The sequence below is a fragment of the Pseudomonas sp. PS1(2021) genome (assembly GCF_020405165.1).
In the GTDB taxonomy this organism is placed as follows: domain Bacteria; phylum Pseudomonadota; class Gammaproteobacteria; order Pseudomonadales; family Pseudomonadaceae; genus Pseudomonas; species Pseudomonas aeruginosa.
Genome location: NZ_CP084484.1, coordinates 58,938 through 74,240 on the forward strand (window position 1 = coordinate 58,938; position 15,303 = coordinate 74,240).

Consider the following 15,303-nt stretch of genomic DNA (forward strand, 5'->3'; position numbering starts at 1 on the left):
ACCTTTACCCCACCAACCTGATACCATTATCAGATGGTTGATAGATCGACTCCGTAGTTGAGTTCCTCTGCGAAGTCCGGCAGTCCGTAACCGATGGTTTTCTTGTAGAAAGGAGAGACCTTCGCAGTCGGTGCCTTCTTCTTGTGCTTCGTGGTGTAGAGCATTCGTGCCCGCATCACCTCGAAGGAGTAACCGCGCCCTTCACGGTTCTTGTCCTTGGCCAGTCGGTTGATGGACTCCGTGTAAGCGTTGGTGACGGGCATGTCCGTCTCGAAGTAGGTCATGGTCTCTTCGCGCCAGTTTCCCACTGCCCTGACCAGATCGCTCCAGACTTCCTTTTGGCCCTTCGGGATGGTGGCTATCCACTCGTCCAGGGCGGCTTCTGCCTGGAGCCGTGTGGTGGCGTCCCAGATGCCGTAGAAGCGCTCCTTGTGCTCGTAGGCGGCCAGCAGTTGCGGGAACGCGCCTGTCCAGGTCTCCATGATGAGGCGCTCCCGGTCTGAGACTTCGTGAGCGCGTTTCAGCAGGATTTTCCGGTCTCCCTTGAGAGTCCGGCTCTGGGACGGTTTCAGCTCCTTTCTGAGGCCCTTGCGCACTCTCTCTAGGGCATCGTTGGCCATGCGCACCACATGGAACTTATCGACCACGATACGGGCCTGGGGCAGCACAGCCTTGACCGCTGCCCGGTAGGGGTTCCACATGTCCATGCTGACGATCTCGACCTTCTGCCGGTCTTTCAGCTTCATCAGGTAGTTGGTCACCACGTCCTGGCGGCGGGTGGCCAGCAGGTCGAGCAGGGTTCGCTCCTCAATGTTGGTCAGAATGCAGCGGTAGCGCTTGTTCAGGTATAGCTCGTCAATGCCCAGGATGCGGGGCGTCTCGAAGCGGTGCCAGCGCCCCAGGAACTCGGCGCGGGCGTTGAAGATGTCGCGCACCGTCTTCTCGTCCAGGCCGGTCTGTGCCGCCACAAAGGTGTAGGGGTGGTTGAAGGATTCCTTCTCCACGTACTCATGCAGCCGCAGTGTCATACGGAATCCGTCCACCATCTCCGGTAGCTGGGGCCTGAATGTTGTCTTGCAGGCCCGGCAGGTGTATCGGCGGCGGACCACCCAGAGAGTGACCCGCTTGCCGTGGATGGGCAGATCACGATAGGGAACGTCACGCTTGCCGAACCGCACGAACTCACCCTGCACGCCGCACCCCTCGCAGGCTACTGGTGTAGGTGCTTCAAGCCGAAAATGTATGTCTTCATTCTGCTCATCAGAATCCACCAACTGGTACCCAGGAAGGCTTAACGAATTAATCATCTCCCGCCTTGATCAGAAAAACAGGTAGGTGGCGTAACCGGCAATCATCGCCATAGCAAAAATGACTGCTAAAAACGCCGCTAAAAGCTTCAGCGTGAACAAAGAGCGCAACAGAATGAGCTCAGTCAGGCTGGCTCCGGCACTGCCGATGATCAACGCTAGCACCGTCCCGGCACCCACGCCTTTGGCCATCAGAGCCGCTGCCAGAGGTATGACGGCTTCAGCGCGAATATACAACGGCACGCCGATGACAGCGGCAACTGGAATGGCAAAGGGATTATCTGGGCCTGCATACTGCTCCAATAAGTCAGTGGGCATGAAACCATAGATCACGCTGCCAATCGCAATACCGATGAGCAGGTAAGGCAACACATCGATAAAGTCCGACCAAGCTTCCCGCCACACACCACTGTACTTCCTTCTTTCTTAACCGTGACAGTGGGTTGACTGTCACAGCATTCGCTAGACGTAGAGACTGTTGTCTTCCTATCAGCCCCGCAAGAAGCCGTCTTCGGAGTGGTGTCGCAGCTGTTGGTGCCGCAACTCGATGCGGTCGATGTAGCACTGCACGGGCTTGCTGATGAACTACATCCACTGCTCTCTTGTGTCGCCGTCCGGCGCACATAACGCTCGAAGCCAAGCGTGTGAAGCAGCCATCCGGCACCTACCGCGACCACCAAAGCGGCGAGCACATAGATAGCAGTAAGTGTCCATCCAAACGTGGCAACCAGCAGGCCGACGACGATAGGATTCAGCAACGGAGATGAGAAAAGAAACACCATCATCGGCCCAAAACCGGCCCGTGCCCGAATCAACCCTTTCAACATGGGGATAGTCGAGCAACTACAGAAGGGCGTTATAGCTCCTAAACCAGCAGCAAGAAAATAGCCTCGCTTCCCACTGGAAGTCAGTAACGCTTCCACCTTGGATGGTGGGATGTGACGTTGAAGAACTCCGACCAGCAAGCTAATGCCAATGAATAAAACCGATAGCTCGATAGCGAGAAAGGCGAACATGCCTAGAGCGTCTTGGAGTTGAGATGACATTCAATATTACTCCTATATTTCTAGTATTGTCGAAATGATGTACGCAGCCTACTTGCGTTTATCCGACCTGTCAACTATAATTCTAGAAACATCGAATTATTGGGGCGTGCTATGGATCACGAAAAGGTTGCAGCCAGCTTAGCTGAGCTAGGGAATAGTCACCGACTGTCCGTGTTCCGCTTTCTGGTCAAAGCTGGCCATGATGGGGCTTCGGTCGGAGATATCCAGAAGGGGCTGGGTATTCCTGCTTCGACGCTATCACATCACCTTGCGCGCATGGCCAAGGTAGGGCTGATCCGGCAGGAGAAACATAGCCGCACGATTGTCTGTATATCCGAGTATGGGCACCTAGAGAATTTGATCGGTTTCTTACAAGAGGAATGTTGTGCAGGTGTCCGGATTGCGCATGAACCAGAACCGCTTTGACGCTTGCCCAGCTCTCGCTGTCCTCCCTAGTCAGCATCGCTATGAAGACTCAGGCGAAGGTGGAAACAGAAAATTGGCAGTAGAGTAGGCTGAAGAGGATCAATCAGATAATCCGCTGAGAAAGATTTTCTTCTTTACATCTTTGGCATTTTATCAACCAGAAATTCCGGATACCCGAATTTTTTTTCGCGGCCTCGGAAGTTGTCCGACAAAGCAGGAGCCACGCGGGCTCTGATAGAATTTCGCGGTCGCTTTCCAGCCCGTTTCCTCGAGTCTTCGATGTTCCTTCGCCCGTCCTTTCCGTATCGGGAGCCTGCCCGATGAGCCATGCCGTTTCCCGCTTGCGCCAGGAGCGCCTGGCGCGCAGCCTGAAACCCTTCGTCGCGCGCGGTTCGCGCATGCCGCGCTGCGAAGGCTGTCGGCTGCTGCCGAGCTATTGCATGTGCGCCTGGCGGCCGCGGGTCGAGGCGCGCGCCGGCATGTGCCTGGTTATGCACGACATCGAGGCGCTGAAACCGACCAACACCGGCTGGCTGATCGCCGATACCGTGGCCGACACCTTCGCCTTCGGCTGGTCGCGCACCGAGGTCGACCCGCGCTTGCTGGAGTTGCTGGCCGACCCGCAGTGGCAGCCATACCTGGTGTTCCCCGGCGAATACGTGGCGGCGGAGCGGGTGGTGAACGAGGTCGCCCCGCTGGTGGAAGGCAAGCGACCGCTGTTCATCCTGCTCGACGCGACCTGGACCGAGGCGCGCAAGATGTTCCGCAAGAGTCCCTACCTGGAGCCGTTCCCGGTGCTCAGCCTGCTGCCCGAGCAGCTCTCGCGCTATCGCCTGCGTCGCTCGACCCGTGGCGAGCACCTGTGCACCGCCGAAGTGGCGGCGCTGTGCCTGGAGCTGGCTGGCGACGAGGCCGCGGGCGAGGCGCTCGGCGCCTACCTGGAGGTGTTCAGCGAGCGCTACCTGGGCGCCAAGCGGCACATTCCGCTGGACGAGGCCAGCCCGGCGCACCGTGCCCTGGCGCCGTTCCGTGGCTGAGCGTCAGGCCGGGCGCGCTTCGGCGGCGAGCTTGCGCGGCCACAACTGCGCCACCAGCATGCCCGCCAGCATCAGCGCGCAACCGAAATAGCCGCGCAGGTGCAGGGTCTCGGCGAGGAACAGGGCGCCAGCGATGGCGGCGAACACCGCTTCCAGGGACAGGATGATCGCCGCATGGGAAGCGATGGCGTGCTTCTGCGCCACCACCTGCAGGGTGAAGCCGGTGCCGACGCCGAGCAGGCCGCCGTATAGCAGGGCGGGACCGGCCTGGACGATGGCGTCCCAGTGGATTTCCTCGAAGACCAGTGCCAGCAGCAGGCTGACCGCCGCGCAGGTGGCGAACTGCAGGAAGGCCAGGCGGATCGGGTCGTAGCGGCTGGCGAACAGGCCTACCAGCAGGACGTGCGCGCCCCAGACCACCGCGCCGGCCAGTTGCAGCCAGTCGCCGGAGGCGACCTGGAAGCCCGGGCCGATGCTCAGCAGGGCCATGCCGAGCACCGCCAGCGACGCCCCCAGCCAGGTGCCCGCGCCGGTGCGCTGGCCGAACAGCAGGCCGAGCAACGGCACGACGATCACGTAGAGCCCGGTGATGAAGCCGGAGTTGGTCACGCTGGTGAACAGCAGGCCGACCTGCTGCAGGTTGATCCCGGTGGTCAGGGCGACGCCGAGGATCACACCGGCGAGCAACTGTCCGCGATTGAAGGGTTGCGCGCCGTCGCGTCGCGAGCGCAGCATCAGCAGTGGCACCAGCACCAGGGCACCGAGGACGAAGCGCAGGCCGGTATAGAGGAACGGCCCGATGGCGTCCATCCCCAGGCGCTGGGCGACGAACGACACCCCCCAGATCATGGCGGTGATCAGCATCAGGACATCGGCACGCAGGGCTTGGCTTCGCATGGCTCGCTCGACGGGGCGGGGAGGGTCCGCCACTCTGCCAGCAAGCCGGGGTGTTTGAAAAGACGAACGCGGTGTACGAGGTATCCCTCATTCGGCTTGACCGGTCCGCCCTCGGTCGGCATCCTGAGCGCCGCCTCGGCTGGGCCGAACAAACTAGGACATGTCATGGCTTCTTACGAGATCCTGATCGCCGACGATCACCCCCTGTTTCGCAGCGCTTTGCACCAGGCCCTCACCCTCGGGCTGGGCCCCGACGTGCGCCTGGTGGAAGCCGCCAGCATCGCCGAACTGGAAGCGCGGCTGAACGAGAAGGCCGATTGGGATCTGGTCCTGCTGGACCTCAACATGCCGGGGGCCTATGGCTTCTCCGGCCTGGTGCTGTTGCGCGGGCAATACCCGCAGGTGCCGGTGGTGATGATCTCGGCACAGGAGGAGGCCGCGGTGGTGCAGCGCTCCCGCGAGTTCGGCGCCAGCGGCTTCATACCCAAGTCCAGTCCGCTGGAAACCCTGCAGCAGGCGGTGCGCGCGGTGCTCGACGGGGACACCTGGTGGCCGCCGCAGGATGCCGCCGCCGAAGCCCTCAGCGAGGAGGCCAAGGCCGCCAGCGCCGGGCTCGCCAGCCTCACCCCGCAACAGTTCAGGGTACTCACCATGGTCTGCGAAGGGTTGCTGAACAAGCAGATCGCCTACGACCTGAACGTTTCCGAGGCGACGGTGAAGGCCCACGTCACGGCGATCTTCCGCAAGCTCAACGTGCGCACCCGGACCCAGGCCGCGCTGCTGCTGCAACAAATGGAGACGGTTCCCGCTTCTCATTGAGAGACGGCTTAACGCTTTTTTGACCAGCCGGCGGCTAGACTGCCGGCCTTCCGAATCGATGAGAACCCGACGTGTCGCCTTCCCCCTTCAAAGGCCAGACCGGCCTCAAGCGTATCCTCAACGCCACCGGCTATTCCCTCGCAGGTTTCCTCGCCGCCTTCCGCGGTGAAGCCGCCTTCCGCCAACTGGTGCTGCTCAACGTGGTGCTGATCCCGGTGGCCTTCCTCCTCGACGTCAGTCGCGGCGAACGCGCGCTGATGATCGCGGTGTGCCTGCTGGCGCTGATCGTCGAGCTGCTCAACTCGGCGATCGAGGCCACCGTCGACCGCGTCTCGCTGGAACGCCACCCCCTGTCGAAGAATGCCAAGGACATGGGCAGCGCCGCGCAGTTCGTGGCCCTCACCGTGATCACCGTGACCTGGGCGACCATCCTGCTGGGCTGATCTACGCGGACATGAAAAAGCCGGAGGCAGCGATGCCTCCGGCTTTTTCTTGCGTGCGAGGGCGGCGGCTCAGGCCGCCGCGTCGAAGCTGTCGGCCCGCGCCATGTTCCACATGCGCTCGTAGAACTCGCCCTCGATCTTGCCGGAAAGCAGTTCGCCCGGCTTGAGGAAGTAGTGCAGCTGCGAGAACAGGCGGATCTCGGTGTCGGTGATGCGTCGCACCAGGTGCTTGGCTTCGAGCTGCGAGGGATGTTCCAGGCCCGCCGCGGCGAGCATCTCGGCCAGGCCCTTGAGGGTGTTGCGATGGAAGTTGCGCACCCGCTCGGCCTTGTCCGGCACCACCAGCGCGCGCTGGCGCAGCGGGTCCTGGGTGGCGACGCCGGTCGGGCACTTGTTGGTATGGCAGCTCTGCGACTGGATGCAGCCGATGGCGAACATGAAGCCGCGCGCCGAGTTGGCCCAATCCGCGCCGGTGGCCAGGACGCTGGCGATATCGAAGGCGCTGACGATCTTGCCGCTGGCGCCGACCTTGATCTTGTCGCGCAGGTTGAGGCCGACCAGGGTGTTGTGGACGAACAGCAGGCCTTCGCGCAGCGGCACGCCGATATGGTCGGTGAACTCCAGCGGCGCCGCGCCGGTGCCGCCCTCCTTGCCGTCGACGACGATGAAGTCGGGGAGGATGCCGGTCTCCAGCATGGCCTTGGCGATGCCCATGAACTCCCATGGATGGCCCAGGCAGAACTTGAAGCCGACCGGCTTGCCGCCGGACAGTTCGCGCAGCTGGGCGATGAACTGCATCAGCTCGATCGGCGTGGAGAAGGCGCTGTGGCGCGACGGCGAAACGCAATCCTCACCCATCGGCACGCCACGGGTGGCGGCGATCTCGGGGGTGACCTTGTGCTTGGGCAGGATACCGCCGTGTCCCGGCTTGGCGCCCTGGCTGAGCTTGATCTCGATCATCTTCACCTGCGGGTCGAGGGCCTGGGCGGCGAAGCGCTCAGGGTCGAACTTGCCATCGCGGGTGCGGCACCCGAAGTAGCCGCTGCCCAGTTCCCAGACCAGGTCGCCGCCGTTCTCGCGGTGATAGGGACTGATGCTGCCCTCGCCGGTGTCGTGGTAGAAGTTGCCCATCTGCGCGCCACGGTTCAGCGAGCGAATGGCGTTGGCGCTGAGGGCGCCGAAACTCATCGCCGAGACGTTGAACAGCGAAGCGGAGTACGGCTTGCTGCATTGTGGCCCGCCGATGTCGACGCGGAACTCGCAGGGATCGCTGAGCGGCGCCGGACGCATCGAGTGGCTGATGAATTCGTAGCCGGCGGTGTACACGTCGATCAGGGTGCCGAAGGGCTTCTCCGAGCTTTCGTTCTTCGCCCGCGAGTAGACCAGCGAGCGCTGGGCGCGGGAGAAGGGCAGGGCGTCGCCGTCGGCTTCCAGCAGGTACTGGCGGATCTCCGGGCGGATGCCTTCCACCAGATAGCGGATGTTGCCCAGGATCGGATAGTTGCGGCGCACCGCGTGGGGCGTCTGGATCAGGTCGAACAGGCCGAGCAGGCTCAGGGCCACGCCCAGGAGGGTGAACGGCCAGAGCCATTCGGTGCTGCCGAGGAACGGCAGGCTGACCAAGGTGAACAGGGCGATACAGGCGAAAAACGCATAGCGACTGAGTAGCGACAGATTCATCATGTCTCCAATCTTCAGGCTTCGGTTCAAAATGGTAGTCACCTTCTTCGAGGCGTCTACGACGGGTTCCCCCCGCGCTAACCAAGCGCTGATTATGGGAAACAAACGGGGATAGAAAGCAAGCTAATAATTGTGTCTGGATGGTCGAGCAGCCGAATGGTCGCCGGGAACTCTTTCCGGAGTTGCGAATTATTCTTATCGGAGTAATATGTAACTATATAACATTATGTAGGAGGCATCCCCATGAAACCCGGCATCCATCCCGAATACCGTCCCGTCCTGTTCCATGACACCTCGGCCGACGTGTACTTCCTGATCGGCTCCACCGCGGAGACCGACAAGACCCATACCCATACCGACGGCAAGACCTATCCCTACGTGACGCTGGACGTTTCCAGCGCCTCGCACCCGGTCTACACCGGCGAACAGCGCAAGACCAAGAGCGAAGGCCGCGTGGCCGGGTTCAACAAGCGTTTCGCCGGCTTCGTCGGCGGCAAGGGGGCCTGATGAAAGTCCTCGCCTCGCTGAAACAGGCCAAGCTGCGCCATCGCGATTGCCAGGTGGTGAAGCGCCGTGGCCGGCTCTACGTGATCTGCAAGTCGAATCCGCGCTTCAAGTGCGTGCAGGGCCGGCCGAAGCCGAAGATCAAGCGCCGCTGAGCGGCGACGGGACGGTCGCCCGTCCCGTCAGCCCTGGGCCTGGAGGAACAGGCCGAACAGCTCGGACTGCGACTTGATGCCGAGCTTGCCGTACATGTGCTTGCGGTGGACCTTCACGGTTTCCGCCGAGATCGCCAGCTTGCGGGCGATCTCCTTGCTCGAGCAGCCGCTGAGCATCAGCCTGCCGACCTCCAGTTCGCGCGCCGTCAGTGGCGTGCCCATCTGCTCCGCGACCTTCTCCAGCGAACCCTGCCAGCCCGGCTCCGGCGCCGCGGGGCTGTTCAACACTTCGTCCTCGAAGGCCAGGCGCTGGCGCATCAGCCCGGCCACCCAGGGCCGCACCAGGCCGAGCACGGCGAGTTGCTCGGGGGTGAAGCGGCGCCGCGAGCCGAGCGACAGGCAGAGGGTGCGTTCGCCGGAGAGCTGGACGTTGATCTGGATTTCATCGGCCACCACGTTGAGGCGGAAGTAACGCTGGTAGTAATCGGTCTGCTCGAAGCATTCCGGTGCCACGTCGGCCAGACGGAACAGGCCGCTGCACGGGTTCTCGCGGCTGGCGATGTAGAACGGGTCGAGCAGGTAGAGGCCTCGCAGGTAGTCCTGGAACAGCGGATCCGGCCCGCCGTCGGCGCCCGGGCATTCGGCGAACACCTGTGGCCGGCCCTGGCTGAACAGCAGGGCCACCCAGCTGTCGAACGGAACGTACTGTTCGAGCAGGCGTACCAGGCGAATCCAGAAGTCCGGCGCATCCAGCGCCTCGACCAGTTGCCCGACGGAGCGGTGCCAGGCGATGTCCTGCAAGGTGAAACTCATCTTCTACCCCTGTTGGGTTAACCCTCGGACGTAATTATCGGCGCGGGGAACGCCAAGCATACTGTGCCGACCCCTGCATACGAACAGCGCGCGTGCCGAACAGCGCCGAGAACAACAAGGAATTCCGATGAAAGTCGAACTCGTCCAGATCGCCGGTCGCGATGGCGACACCGCGCACAACCTGGAACGCGCCCTGGCGGCCATCGCCGACTGTGCGGCGGACACCGAACTGGTGGTGTTCCCGGAAACCCACCTGACCGGCTTCCCCAGCGAAGACAACATCGCCGCCCTCGCCGAGCCGCTCGACGGCCCGACGGTCAGCGCGGTGCAGCGCGTCGCCCGTGAACGTAACGTTTCGGTGGCGATCGGCATCGCCGAGGCGGACGCCGGCCGCTATTACAACACCACCCTGCTGATCGCTCCCGACGGCATCGCCCTGAAATACCGCAAGACCCACCTGTGGGCCTCCGACCGCGGCATCTTCACGCCTGGCGACCGCTACGCCACCGCCCTGTGGAACGGCATCCGGGTCGGCCTGCTGGTGTGCTTCGACATCGAGTTCCCGGAAAGCGCGCGGGCCCTCGGCCAACTGGGTGCGGAACTGATCATCGTGACCAATGGCAACATGGACCCCTATGGCCCGACCCATCGCACCGCGATCATGGCCCGCGCCATGGAAAACCAGGCCTACGCGGTGATGGTCAACCGCGTCGGGCATGGCGACGGCGGGCTGGTCTTCGCCGGCGGCAGCGCGGTGGTCGATCCCTACGGCCAGTTGCTCTGCGAGGCCGGGCGCGAAGAATGCCGGCAGATCGTCGAACTGGACCTCGGCCGGTTGCAGGATGCGCGTCGGGATTACCGTTACCTCGAAGAGCGTCGCCTGGTCCTGCCCGGCGAGCGCCGCGAGCACCCGGACGGCCTGCGCGAGCTGCTGATTCCCTGATTCACCGCGGCGCGACAGGAGCGTCGCGTCGTCCTCCGTCCGCCAGCGAGCGGGCGAGGATGGGCCCGGAAAGCCGTAGCACAACGATGGGCGCCCGAGCGTCCGCCGGTCTCCCGGGTGAGGGGAGGCCCCTGCGCCCCGCGGCCCGGCCGGCTGCGGGCCACTGCCATAACAAACGATAATTCCGGAGTAAGCAGTAATGGCCAGACTCAAGCGCACCCTGTCGCTGGGTTCCGTGGTGCTGTTCGGCATCGCCTACATGACCCCCATCATCGTCCTCGGGACTTTCGGCATCCTCGCCGAGACCACCCAGGGACACGTCCCCGCCGCCTACATCGCCGCTTCCCTGGCGATGCTCTTCACCGCCCTCAGCTACGGGCGCATGGCCGCGGCCTTCCCCGTGGCCGGCTCGGCCTATACCTACGTGCGCAAGGCCATCGATTCCCGGCTCGGCTTCATCGCCGGCTGGGCGGTGCTGCTCGACTACCTGTTCCTGCCGATGGCGATCTGGCTGATCGGCGCCGCCTACCTGCACTCGGCCTTTCCCGCGGTACCCAACGCGGTCTGGGTGCTGGCGTTCATCGGCGTGACCACGACGATCAACATCGTCGGCCTGCGCCTGGCGAAGAACGTCAATGGCCTGCTGATGCTGGTGCAGTTCCTGGTCCTCGGCGCCTTCGTCGCACTCTGCGTGCACTACGTGCTGGGCGACCCGGGCAAGCCGTTATGGTCACTGCAACCGTTGCTCGGTGGCGACCTGCAGGTGCCGCTGGTGATGAGCGGTGCGGCGATCGCCTGCTACTCGTTCCTCGGTTTCGACGCGGTCAGTACCCTGACCGAGGAAACCCGCGACCCGCGGCGCAACATCCCGCGGGCGATCCTGCTGATCACCCTGCTGGGCGGGTTGATCTTCATCGTCACCTCGTACTTCGTGCAACTGGCGCACCCGTCGTTCGCCTTCGACAGCGCGGACTCGGCGGCCTACGAGATCGCCCGCAACATCGGTGGCGACCTGTTCGTGACCTTCTTCCTGGTCGGCCTGATCGTCGGCCAGTTCACCTCCGGTCTCTCGGCCCAGGCCAGCGCCTCGCGCCTGCTCTTCGCCATGGGCCGCGACGGCGTCCTTCCGCGGCCGTTCTTCGGTCGTCTCGGCAAGCGCTTCGAGACGCCGGTGAACAGCATCGTCCTGTGCGGTGTGGTGGCCTTGCTGGCGCTACAGATGGACGTGACCACCTCCACGTCGTTCATCAACTTCGGCGCCTTCCTCGCCTTCAGCCTGGTCAACCTGTCGGTGGTCTTCCACTACTACCTTGGCGCCGAGCGCCGCGGTCCACGGGAAACCCTGTTGTTCCTGGTATTCTCTGGCATCGGCCTGGTCGCCGACCTGTGGTTGATGGCCAGCCTCGACCATCTGGCGATCATCCTCGGCCTCTGCTGGCTGGCGCTGGGCGCGGTGTACCTGGCGGCGATCACCCACGGTTTCCGCGAGCCGCCGCCGGAGATGCGTTTCGAGGAGGGCTGAGAAAGAATCGACGCCCGTTTCGCGGCGGCAAGGCGCAGGCTCCTGGCCTAGAGTGGCTATCCATCGCCTCCCTGGTTCCGGAGCCGGCCATGTCCCATGCAGCGTTGTTCCTTCCCCTTCCCGATGACGACACCCTGTATGCCGCGCTGTTGGCGCGCGACCCCGCCTACGATGGCTTCGCCTTCGTCGGGGTGAAGAGCACCGGGGTGTTCTGCCGCCTGACCTGCCCGGCGCGCAAGCCGAAGCGCGAGAACACCCTGTTCTTCGATTCGATCAAGGGCTGCGTCGAGGCCGGCTTCCGGCCCTGCCTGCGTTGCCGGCCGCTGGAACGGCTCGGCACGCAGGGGCCGCTGGTCAGCGACCTGCTCCAGCGCCTCGGTCGGCAACCGCAGCGGCGCTGGTTCGAAGACGACCTGGCGGCGCTGGGCTATGACCCGTCCACCGTGCGCCGTGCCTTCAAGCGCGAGTTCGGCGTGACCTTTCTGGAAATGGCTCGCCTGCGCCGTCTTGGCCAGGTCGCCGAGCGGCTGTCCTCGGGCGCGCGGGTAATCGACGCGCAACTGGATGCCAGCTTCGACTCCGACAGCGGCTTCCGTAGCGCCTTCGCGCGCCTGCTGGGCGAGCCGCCGTCGCAGTTGCGCGGGCGCGAGCTGCTCAAGGCGGACTGGCTGCAGACCCCGCTCGGCGCCATGCTCGCGGTGGCCGATGCGCAGGCCCTGCACCTGCTGGAGTTCTTCGACCGCCCGGCGTTGAGCGGGGAGCTGAAACGCCTGCAGAAGAACAGCGGATCGAGCATCGGTTTCGGCCGTTTCGCCCCCATCGACAGGATCGAGGCGGAACTCGCCGGCTACTTCGACGGTACTCCAGTGCGCTTCCAGACCCCGTTGGCGCTGAACGCCTCGGCCTTCACCCGCACGGTCTGGCAGGCGCTGCGCGAGGTACCGTGCGGCAGCACGCAGAGCTACGCCGGGCTGGCCAGGTCCATCGGCTCGCCGTTGTCGGTGCGCGCCGTGGCCCGCGCCAACGGAGCCAACCAGATCGCCATCGTGATTCCTTGCCACCGCGTCATCGGTTCGGACGGTTCCCTGACCGGTTATGGCGGTGGCCTGTGGCGCAAGCGCTGGTTGCTGGAGCACGAGCGGCGCATGGGCGCTGCCGGCTAGCCGGGATCGCCGCCCAGTAGCCGGGCGGGGGCGCGCAACACCGGTTCCCGCTCGACCGCTACGGGCCGCTGCAAGTCCTCGGCGTCGGCGCGCTCGGCGGTCGACAGGTCGCTGGCGTGGAACCCGGTGATCCGCAACAGGGCCAGGGTACAGGCCAGCGAGACCAGCGCGTAGCAGGCCGAGGCCAGGGCCACGCCGACGATGCTGCCGGTACTGTTGAGAATCCACTGGGCCAGTACCGGTGTACCGCCGCCGACCAGCAGCGAGCAGAGCTGGTAGGCCAGCGACAGGCCGGTGTAGCGCACCCGCGCCGGGAAGGCTCGGGCGAGGATACCGCCCACCGCGCCGTAGAACATCGCGTGCGGCACCGTGGCCAGGCACATGCCGACCGCGGCGATCCAGTAGACCTTGGTTTCCACGGCGAAGAACATCGCCGGCATCAGGATAAACTCCGGCAGCACCATCAGGCATGCCGCCTTGCGCATGTCGATGCGCGAAGTGAGCAGCGCCCCCAGTGGCTGGCTGAGGAACTGCACCACCAGCGCGACCACGATGATGCTGAGGAAGGTGCCCTGGCTGTAGCCGAGGGTCTTGGTCGCCCAGGAGAGGGCGAAGGTGCTCTTGAAGTAGGTGACGTGGATGATCGGCAGCACGCCGGCGCCGAGCAGGACGATCTTCCAGTGCTTGCCCAGCACCTCGGCGAGCGGCAGCTTCACCGTGCGCTTCTGCGCCAGCACGCGCTTCATGTCTTCCGACTCCTCCAGCTTCAGGCGGATCACCATGCCGACGATGACCAGCACTGCGGAGAGCAGGAACGGCGCGCGCCAGCCCCAGAGAATGAAGTCCGAGGCGGGCAGGGCGCTGAGGGCGAAGAACGCCAGGGTCGCCAGCAGGTTGCCGGTGGGCGAGCCCTGCTGGGCGAAGGCGGCGTACAGGATGCCCTTGCCCTTGGGCGCGCTTTCGCTGGCGATCAGGATCGCGCCGCCCCACTCGCCGCCGACCGCGATGCCCTGGACGATACGCAGCGCCACCAGGGAGATCGGCGCCCAGATGCCGATCTGCGTATAGACCGGCAACAGGCCGATGCAGGTCGTGGCGATGCCCATCATGATCAGGGTGATCACCAGGGTGGTCTTGCGGCCGATGCGGTCGCCGAGATGGCCGAAGATGATCCCGCCCAGCGGGCGAGCGATGAAGCCCGACCAGAGGGTGACGAAGGACAGCAGGGTGGCCAGGCCCGGATCCATGTCGGCGGGGAAGAATATCTTGCCGAACACCAGGGCGGCGGCCAGGCCGTAGATGTAGAAGTCGTACCACTCGATGGTGGTGCCGATGAAGGAGGCGATACCGGCCCTGCGGGCCTTCTTGTGCAGGTCGGCGTCTTCGGGAGAGGGCGTGCGCGGCATGGGTCGAGTCCTGTTTATTGTTGTTCTCGCCGACACGCCGCGCCCTACCGCCCTTCGCTGAAAGGCGGGGCGGAAACGCTGGTTTCCGTGGAGGGAAAGCGTGCGTCGGTGTTGACCCGGGTGCCTCGGAGTCTAGGTGGCACCCCCGCAAATCAATAGTCTTTTAATCTTATGGCTCGATAAGGGATTCCATATCGACGTTTTCCGTCAGCCCTCGCTCAGGCGTCGTCCAGGCCGCTCTTCAGCGTCGCCAGGAACGCCTGCGCCGCCCGGGAAGGTTCGCTGGCCGGAAGGATCGCGTGGATCTCCGAACGCGCGCCGGCCGGCTCGATTTCCAGGTAGCGCACCTCGTTCCGCCAGGCCAGGCAGAGGGTCTCCGGGATCAGCGCGACGCCCATGCCGAGACCGACCATGGCGGCGACGGTCTGCCACAGGCGCGCCTCGTGGCGGATGCGCGGGCTGAAGCCGGCGTCCACGCAGCGGGCGATGATCAGGTCGTGGTAGTGCGGGGAGACATGGCGCGGGAAGAGGATGAAGTCTTCGTCGCGCAGTTCGGCGAGGTCCAGACGCGCCTGGCCTGCCAGGCGGTGCCCGGCGGGCAGGCAGCAGAGGAACGGGTCGCTGATCAAGGGTTCGGAGACGATTTCCGCCGGCAGCCTGCCCCAGTGCACGAAGCCCAGGTCGATCTGCCCGCGCTGCAACGCCTGGGCCTGCTCCGCGCTGTTCATTTCGCCGAGCACCACCTCCATGTTCGGGTGCTCCCGTTCGAAGCGGGACATGGCCCTGGGCAGGCCGCGGTAGAGCATGGAGTTGACGAAGCCGACGCGCAGTTGGCCGACGTCGCCCTCGGCGGATAGCTGGGTCAGGCGTTTCACCTTCTCTGCCTGCAGCAGCAGGTTGCGCGCTTCCACCAGCAGGACCTGGCCGGCGCCGGTGAGCTTCACCGACTTGTTGTTGCGCAGCAGCAATTGGGTTCCGAGCTGTTCCTCCAGCTTCTTGATGTCGAAGCTCAGCGCCGGCTGGGAGATGAACAGGCGAGCCGCGGCGCGACCGAAATGCAGTTCCTCGGCGACCGCGATGAAGTAGCGAAGCTGTCTGAGATCCATGGCAGGCACCTGGTTCTACGATCTGTTTTTCTTATC

General features: G+C 64.3%; 17 protein-coding genes. 9 read left to right on the forward strand and 8 right to left on the reverse strand.

Annotated features, from left to right (window positions below; translation table 11 throughout):
- Positions 1-29: 29 nt before the first annotated feature.
- Genes LE197_RS00275 through LE197_RS00285 form a run of 3 tightly spaced genes read right to left on the reverse strand, consistent with a single transcriptional unit; the run spans position 30 to position 2,353 of the window.
- The gene (locus LE197_RS00275) at positions 30-1,307 is read right to left on the reverse strand and encodes an ISL3 family transposase (RefSeq protein WP_000610830.1); all 1,278 of its coding nucleotides are present in this window, start codon (positions 1,305-1,307) and stop codon (positions 30-32) included.
- 12 nt (positions 1,308-1,319) lie between these two features.
- Positions 1,320-1,712 carry a permease gene (locus tag LE197_RS00280; protein WP_008294181.1) on the reverse strand — a complete coding sequence of 131 codons (393 nt, stop codon included), beginning with the start codon at positions 1,710-1,712 and terminating at the stop codon, positions 1,320-1,322.
- Positions 1,637-2,353 carry a permease gene (locus LE197_RS00285; RefSeq protein WP_226033847.1) on the reverse strand — a complete coding sequence of 239 codons (717 nt, stop codon included), beginning with the start codon at positions 2,351-2,353 and terminating at the stop codon, positions 1,637-1,639. The genes LE197_RS00280 and LE197_RS00285 overlap by 76 nt, the downstream gene beginning before the upstream one ends.
- A 111-nt stretch (positions 2,354-2,464) precedes the next feature.
- Between LE197_RS00285 and LE197_RS00290 the strand changes: the two genes are divergently transcribed.
- Together LE197_RS00290 and LE197_RS00295 are read left to right on the forward strand one after the other, a co-directional pair.
- A complete protein-coding gene (locus LE197_RS00290; protein WP_008294929.1) occupies positions 2,465-2,779 on the forward strand; it encodes an ArsR/SmtB family transcription factor in 315 nt (104 codons plus the stop codon).
- Positions 2,780-3,099: 320 nt separating this feature from the next.
- Complete coding sequence (locus tag LE197_RS00295) at positions 3,100-3,816, forward strand: tRNA-uridine aminocarboxypropyltransferase (protein WP_003098478.1); 717 nt, start codon at positions 3,100-3,102, stop codon at positions 3,814-3,816.
- Between the two features lie 3 nt (positions 3,817-3,819).
- On the opposite strand, the gene LE197_RS00300 is transcribed toward LE197_RS00295, so the two are convergent.
- The gene (locus tag LE197_RS00300) at positions 3,820-4,746 is read right to left on the reverse strand and encodes a DMT family transporter (RefSeq protein ID WP_003119360.1); all 927 of its coding nucleotides are present in this window, start codon (positions 4,744-4,746) and stop codon (positions 3,820-3,822) included.
- 132 nt (positions 4,747-4,878) lie between these two features.
- On the opposite strand from LE197_RS00300, the gene erdR reads away from it, so the two are divergent.
- Both erdR and LE197_RS00310 read left to right on the forward strand, forming a co-directional pair.
- A complete protein-coding gene (gene erdR, locus LE197_RS00305) occupies positions 4,879-5,532 on the forward strand; it encodes a response regulator transcription factor ErdR (protein WP_003092229.1) in 654 nt (217 codons plus the stop codon).
- Positions 5,533-5,603: 71 nt separating this feature from the next.
- On the forward strand, positions 5,604-5,975 hold the full coding sequence (locus LE197_RS00310; RefSeq protein ID WP_003092226.1) for a diacylglycerol kinase: 372 nt from the start codon (positions 5,604-5,606) through the stop codon (positions 5,973-5,975).
- 69 nt (positions 5,976-6,044) lie between these two features.
- On the opposite strand, the gene LE197_RS00315 is transcribed toward LE197_RS00310, so the two are convergent.
- Positions 6,045-7,655 (reverse strand): FMN-binding glutamate synthase family protein, encoded by a 1,611-nt coding sequence (locus LE197_RS00315; RefSeq protein ID WP_003098476.1) that lies wholly within the window; start codon positions 7,653-7,655, stop codon positions 6,045-6,047.
- Between the two features lie 243 nt (positions 7,656-7,898).
- On the opposite strand from LE197_RS00315, the gene LE197_RS00320 reads away from it, so the two are divergent.
- Together LE197_RS00320 and ykgO are read left to right on the forward strand one after the other, a co-directional pair.
- Positions 7,899-8,162 carry a type B 50S ribosomal protein L31 gene (locus tag LE197_RS00320; RefSeq protein WP_003092213.1) on the forward strand — a complete coding sequence of 88 codons (264 nt, stop codon included), beginning with the start codon at positions 7,899-7,901 and terminating at the stop codon, positions 8,160-8,162.
- Positions 8,162-8,314 (forward strand): type B 50S ribosomal protein L36, encoded by a 153-nt coding sequence (gene ykgO / locus LE197_RS00325; protein ID WP_003092209.1) that lies wholly within the window; start codon positions 8,162-8,164, stop codon positions 8,312-8,314. The genes LE197_RS00320 and ykgO overlap by 1 nt, the downstream gene beginning before the upstream one ends.
- A gap of 27 nt (positions 8,315-8,341) precedes the next feature.
- Here ykgO and LE197_RS00330 read toward each other — a convergent pair whose 3' ends face one another.
- A complete protein-coding gene (locus tag LE197_RS00330; RefSeq protein ID WP_003092207.1) occupies positions 8,342-9,127 on the reverse strand; it encodes a helix-turn-helix transcriptional regulator in 786 nt (261 codons plus the stop codon).
- A gap of 127 nt (positions 9,128-9,254) precedes the next feature.
- Here LE197_RS00330 and LE197_RS00335 point away from each other — a divergent pair, with 127 nt between their 5' ends.
- From LE197_RS00335 to LE197_RS00345, 3 genes are all read left to right on the forward strand, one after another.
- Positions 9,255-10,070: a carbon-nitrogen hydrolase family protein gene (locus LE197_RS00335; protein WP_003092205.1), complete on the forward strand. Its 816-nt coding sequence runs from the start codon at positions 9,255-9,257 to the stop codon at positions 10,068-10,070.
- A gap of 199 nt (positions 10,071-10,269) precedes the next feature.
- Positions 10,270-11,592, forward strand: coding sequence for an APC family permease (locus LE197_RS00340; RefSeq protein ID WP_226033848.1), 1,323 nt, complete (start codon positions 10,270-10,272; stop codon positions 11,590-11,592).
- An 89-nt stretch (positions 11,593-11,681) separates the two neighbouring features.
- Positions 11,682-12,755 (forward strand): bifunctional transcriptional activator/DNA repair enzyme AdaA, encoded by a 1,074-nt coding sequence (locus tag LE197_RS00345; RefSeq protein ID WP_010793352.1) that lies wholly within the window; start codon positions 11,682-11,684, stop codon positions 12,753-12,755.
- Here LE197_RS00345 and LE197_RS00350 read toward each other — a convergent pair.
- Complete coding sequence (locus LE197_RS00350; protein WP_073666600.1) at positions 12,752-14,161, reverse strand: MFS transporter; 1,410 nt, start codon at positions 14,159-14,161, stop codon at positions 12,752-12,754. The two genes, LE197_RS00345 and LE197_RS00350, sit on opposite strands and share 4 nt — an antisense overlap.
- A gap of 218 nt (positions 14,162-14,379) precedes the next feature.
- On the reverse strand, positions 14,380-15,267 hold the full coding sequence (locus tag LE197_RS00355; RefSeq protein WP_003092195.1) for a LysR substrate-binding domain-containing protein: 888 nt from the start codon (positions 15,265-15,267) through the stop codon (positions 14,380-14,382).
- Positions 15,268-15,303 lie beyond the last annotated feature (36 nt).

What these genes read in the sequence shown, in the direction of transcription:
- LE197_RS00275 (WP_000610830.1), bottom strand. Translation starts at nt 1,307, where the DNA reads ATGATTAATTCGTTAAGCCTTCCTGGGTACCAGTTGGTGGATTCTGAT.
- LE197_RS00285 (WP_226033847.1), bottom strand. Translation starts at nt 2,353, where the DNA reads ATGTCATCTCAACTCCAAGACGCTCTAGGCATGTTCGCCTTTCTCGCT.
- LE197_RS00290 (WP_008294929.1), top strand. Translation starts at nt 2,465, where the DNA reads ATGGATCACGAAAAGGTTGCAGCCAGCTTAGCTGAGCTAGGGAATAGT.
- LE197_RS00295 (WP_003098478.1), top strand. Translation starts at nt 3,100, where the DNA reads ATGAGCCATGCCGTTTCCCGCTTGCGCCAGGAGCGCCTGGCGCGCAGC.
- erdR (WP_003092229.1), top strand. Translation starts at nt 4,879, where the DNA reads ATGGCTTCTTACGAGATCCTGATCGCCGACGATCACCCCCTGTTTCGC.
- LE197_RS00315 (WP_003098476.1), bottom strand. Translation starts at nt 7,655, where the DNA reads ATGAATCTGTCGCTACTCAGTCGCTATGCGTTTTTCGCCTGTATCGCC.
- LE197_RS00320 (WP_003092213.1), top strand. Translation starts at nt 7,899, where the DNA reads ATGAAACCCGGCATCCATCCCGAATACCGTCCCGTCCTGTTCCATGAC.
- ykgO (WP_003092209.1), top strand. Translation starts at nt 8,162, where the DNA reads ATGAAAGTCCTCGCCTCGCTGAAACAGGCCAAGCTGCGCCATCGCGAT.
- LE197_RS00330 (WP_003092207.1), bottom strand. Translation starts at nt 9,127, where the DNA reads ATGAGTTTCACCTTGCAGGACATCGCCTGGCACCGCTCCGTCGGGCAA.
- LE197_RS00335 (WP_003092205.1), top strand. Translation starts at nt 9,255, where the DNA reads ATGAAAGTCGAACTCGTCCAGATCGCCGGTCGCGATGGCGACACCGCG.
- LE197_RS00340 (WP_226033848.1), top strand. Translation starts at nt 10,270, where the DNA reads ATGGCCAGACTCAAGCGCACCCTGTCGCTGGGTTCCGTGGTGCTGTTC.
- LE197_RS00345 (WP_010793352.1), top strand. Translation starts at nt 11,682, where the DNA reads ATGTCCCATGCAGCGTTGTTCCTTCCCCTTCCCGATGACGACACCCTG.
- LE197_RS00350 (WP_073666600.1), bottom strand. Translation starts at nt 14,161, where the DNA reads ATGCCGCGCACGCCCTCTCCCGAAGACGCCGACCTGCACAAGAAGGCC.
- LE197_RS00355 (WP_003092195.1), bottom strand. Translation starts at nt 15,267, where the DNA reads ATGGATCTCAGACAGCTTCGCTACTTCATCGCGGTCGCCGAGGAACTG.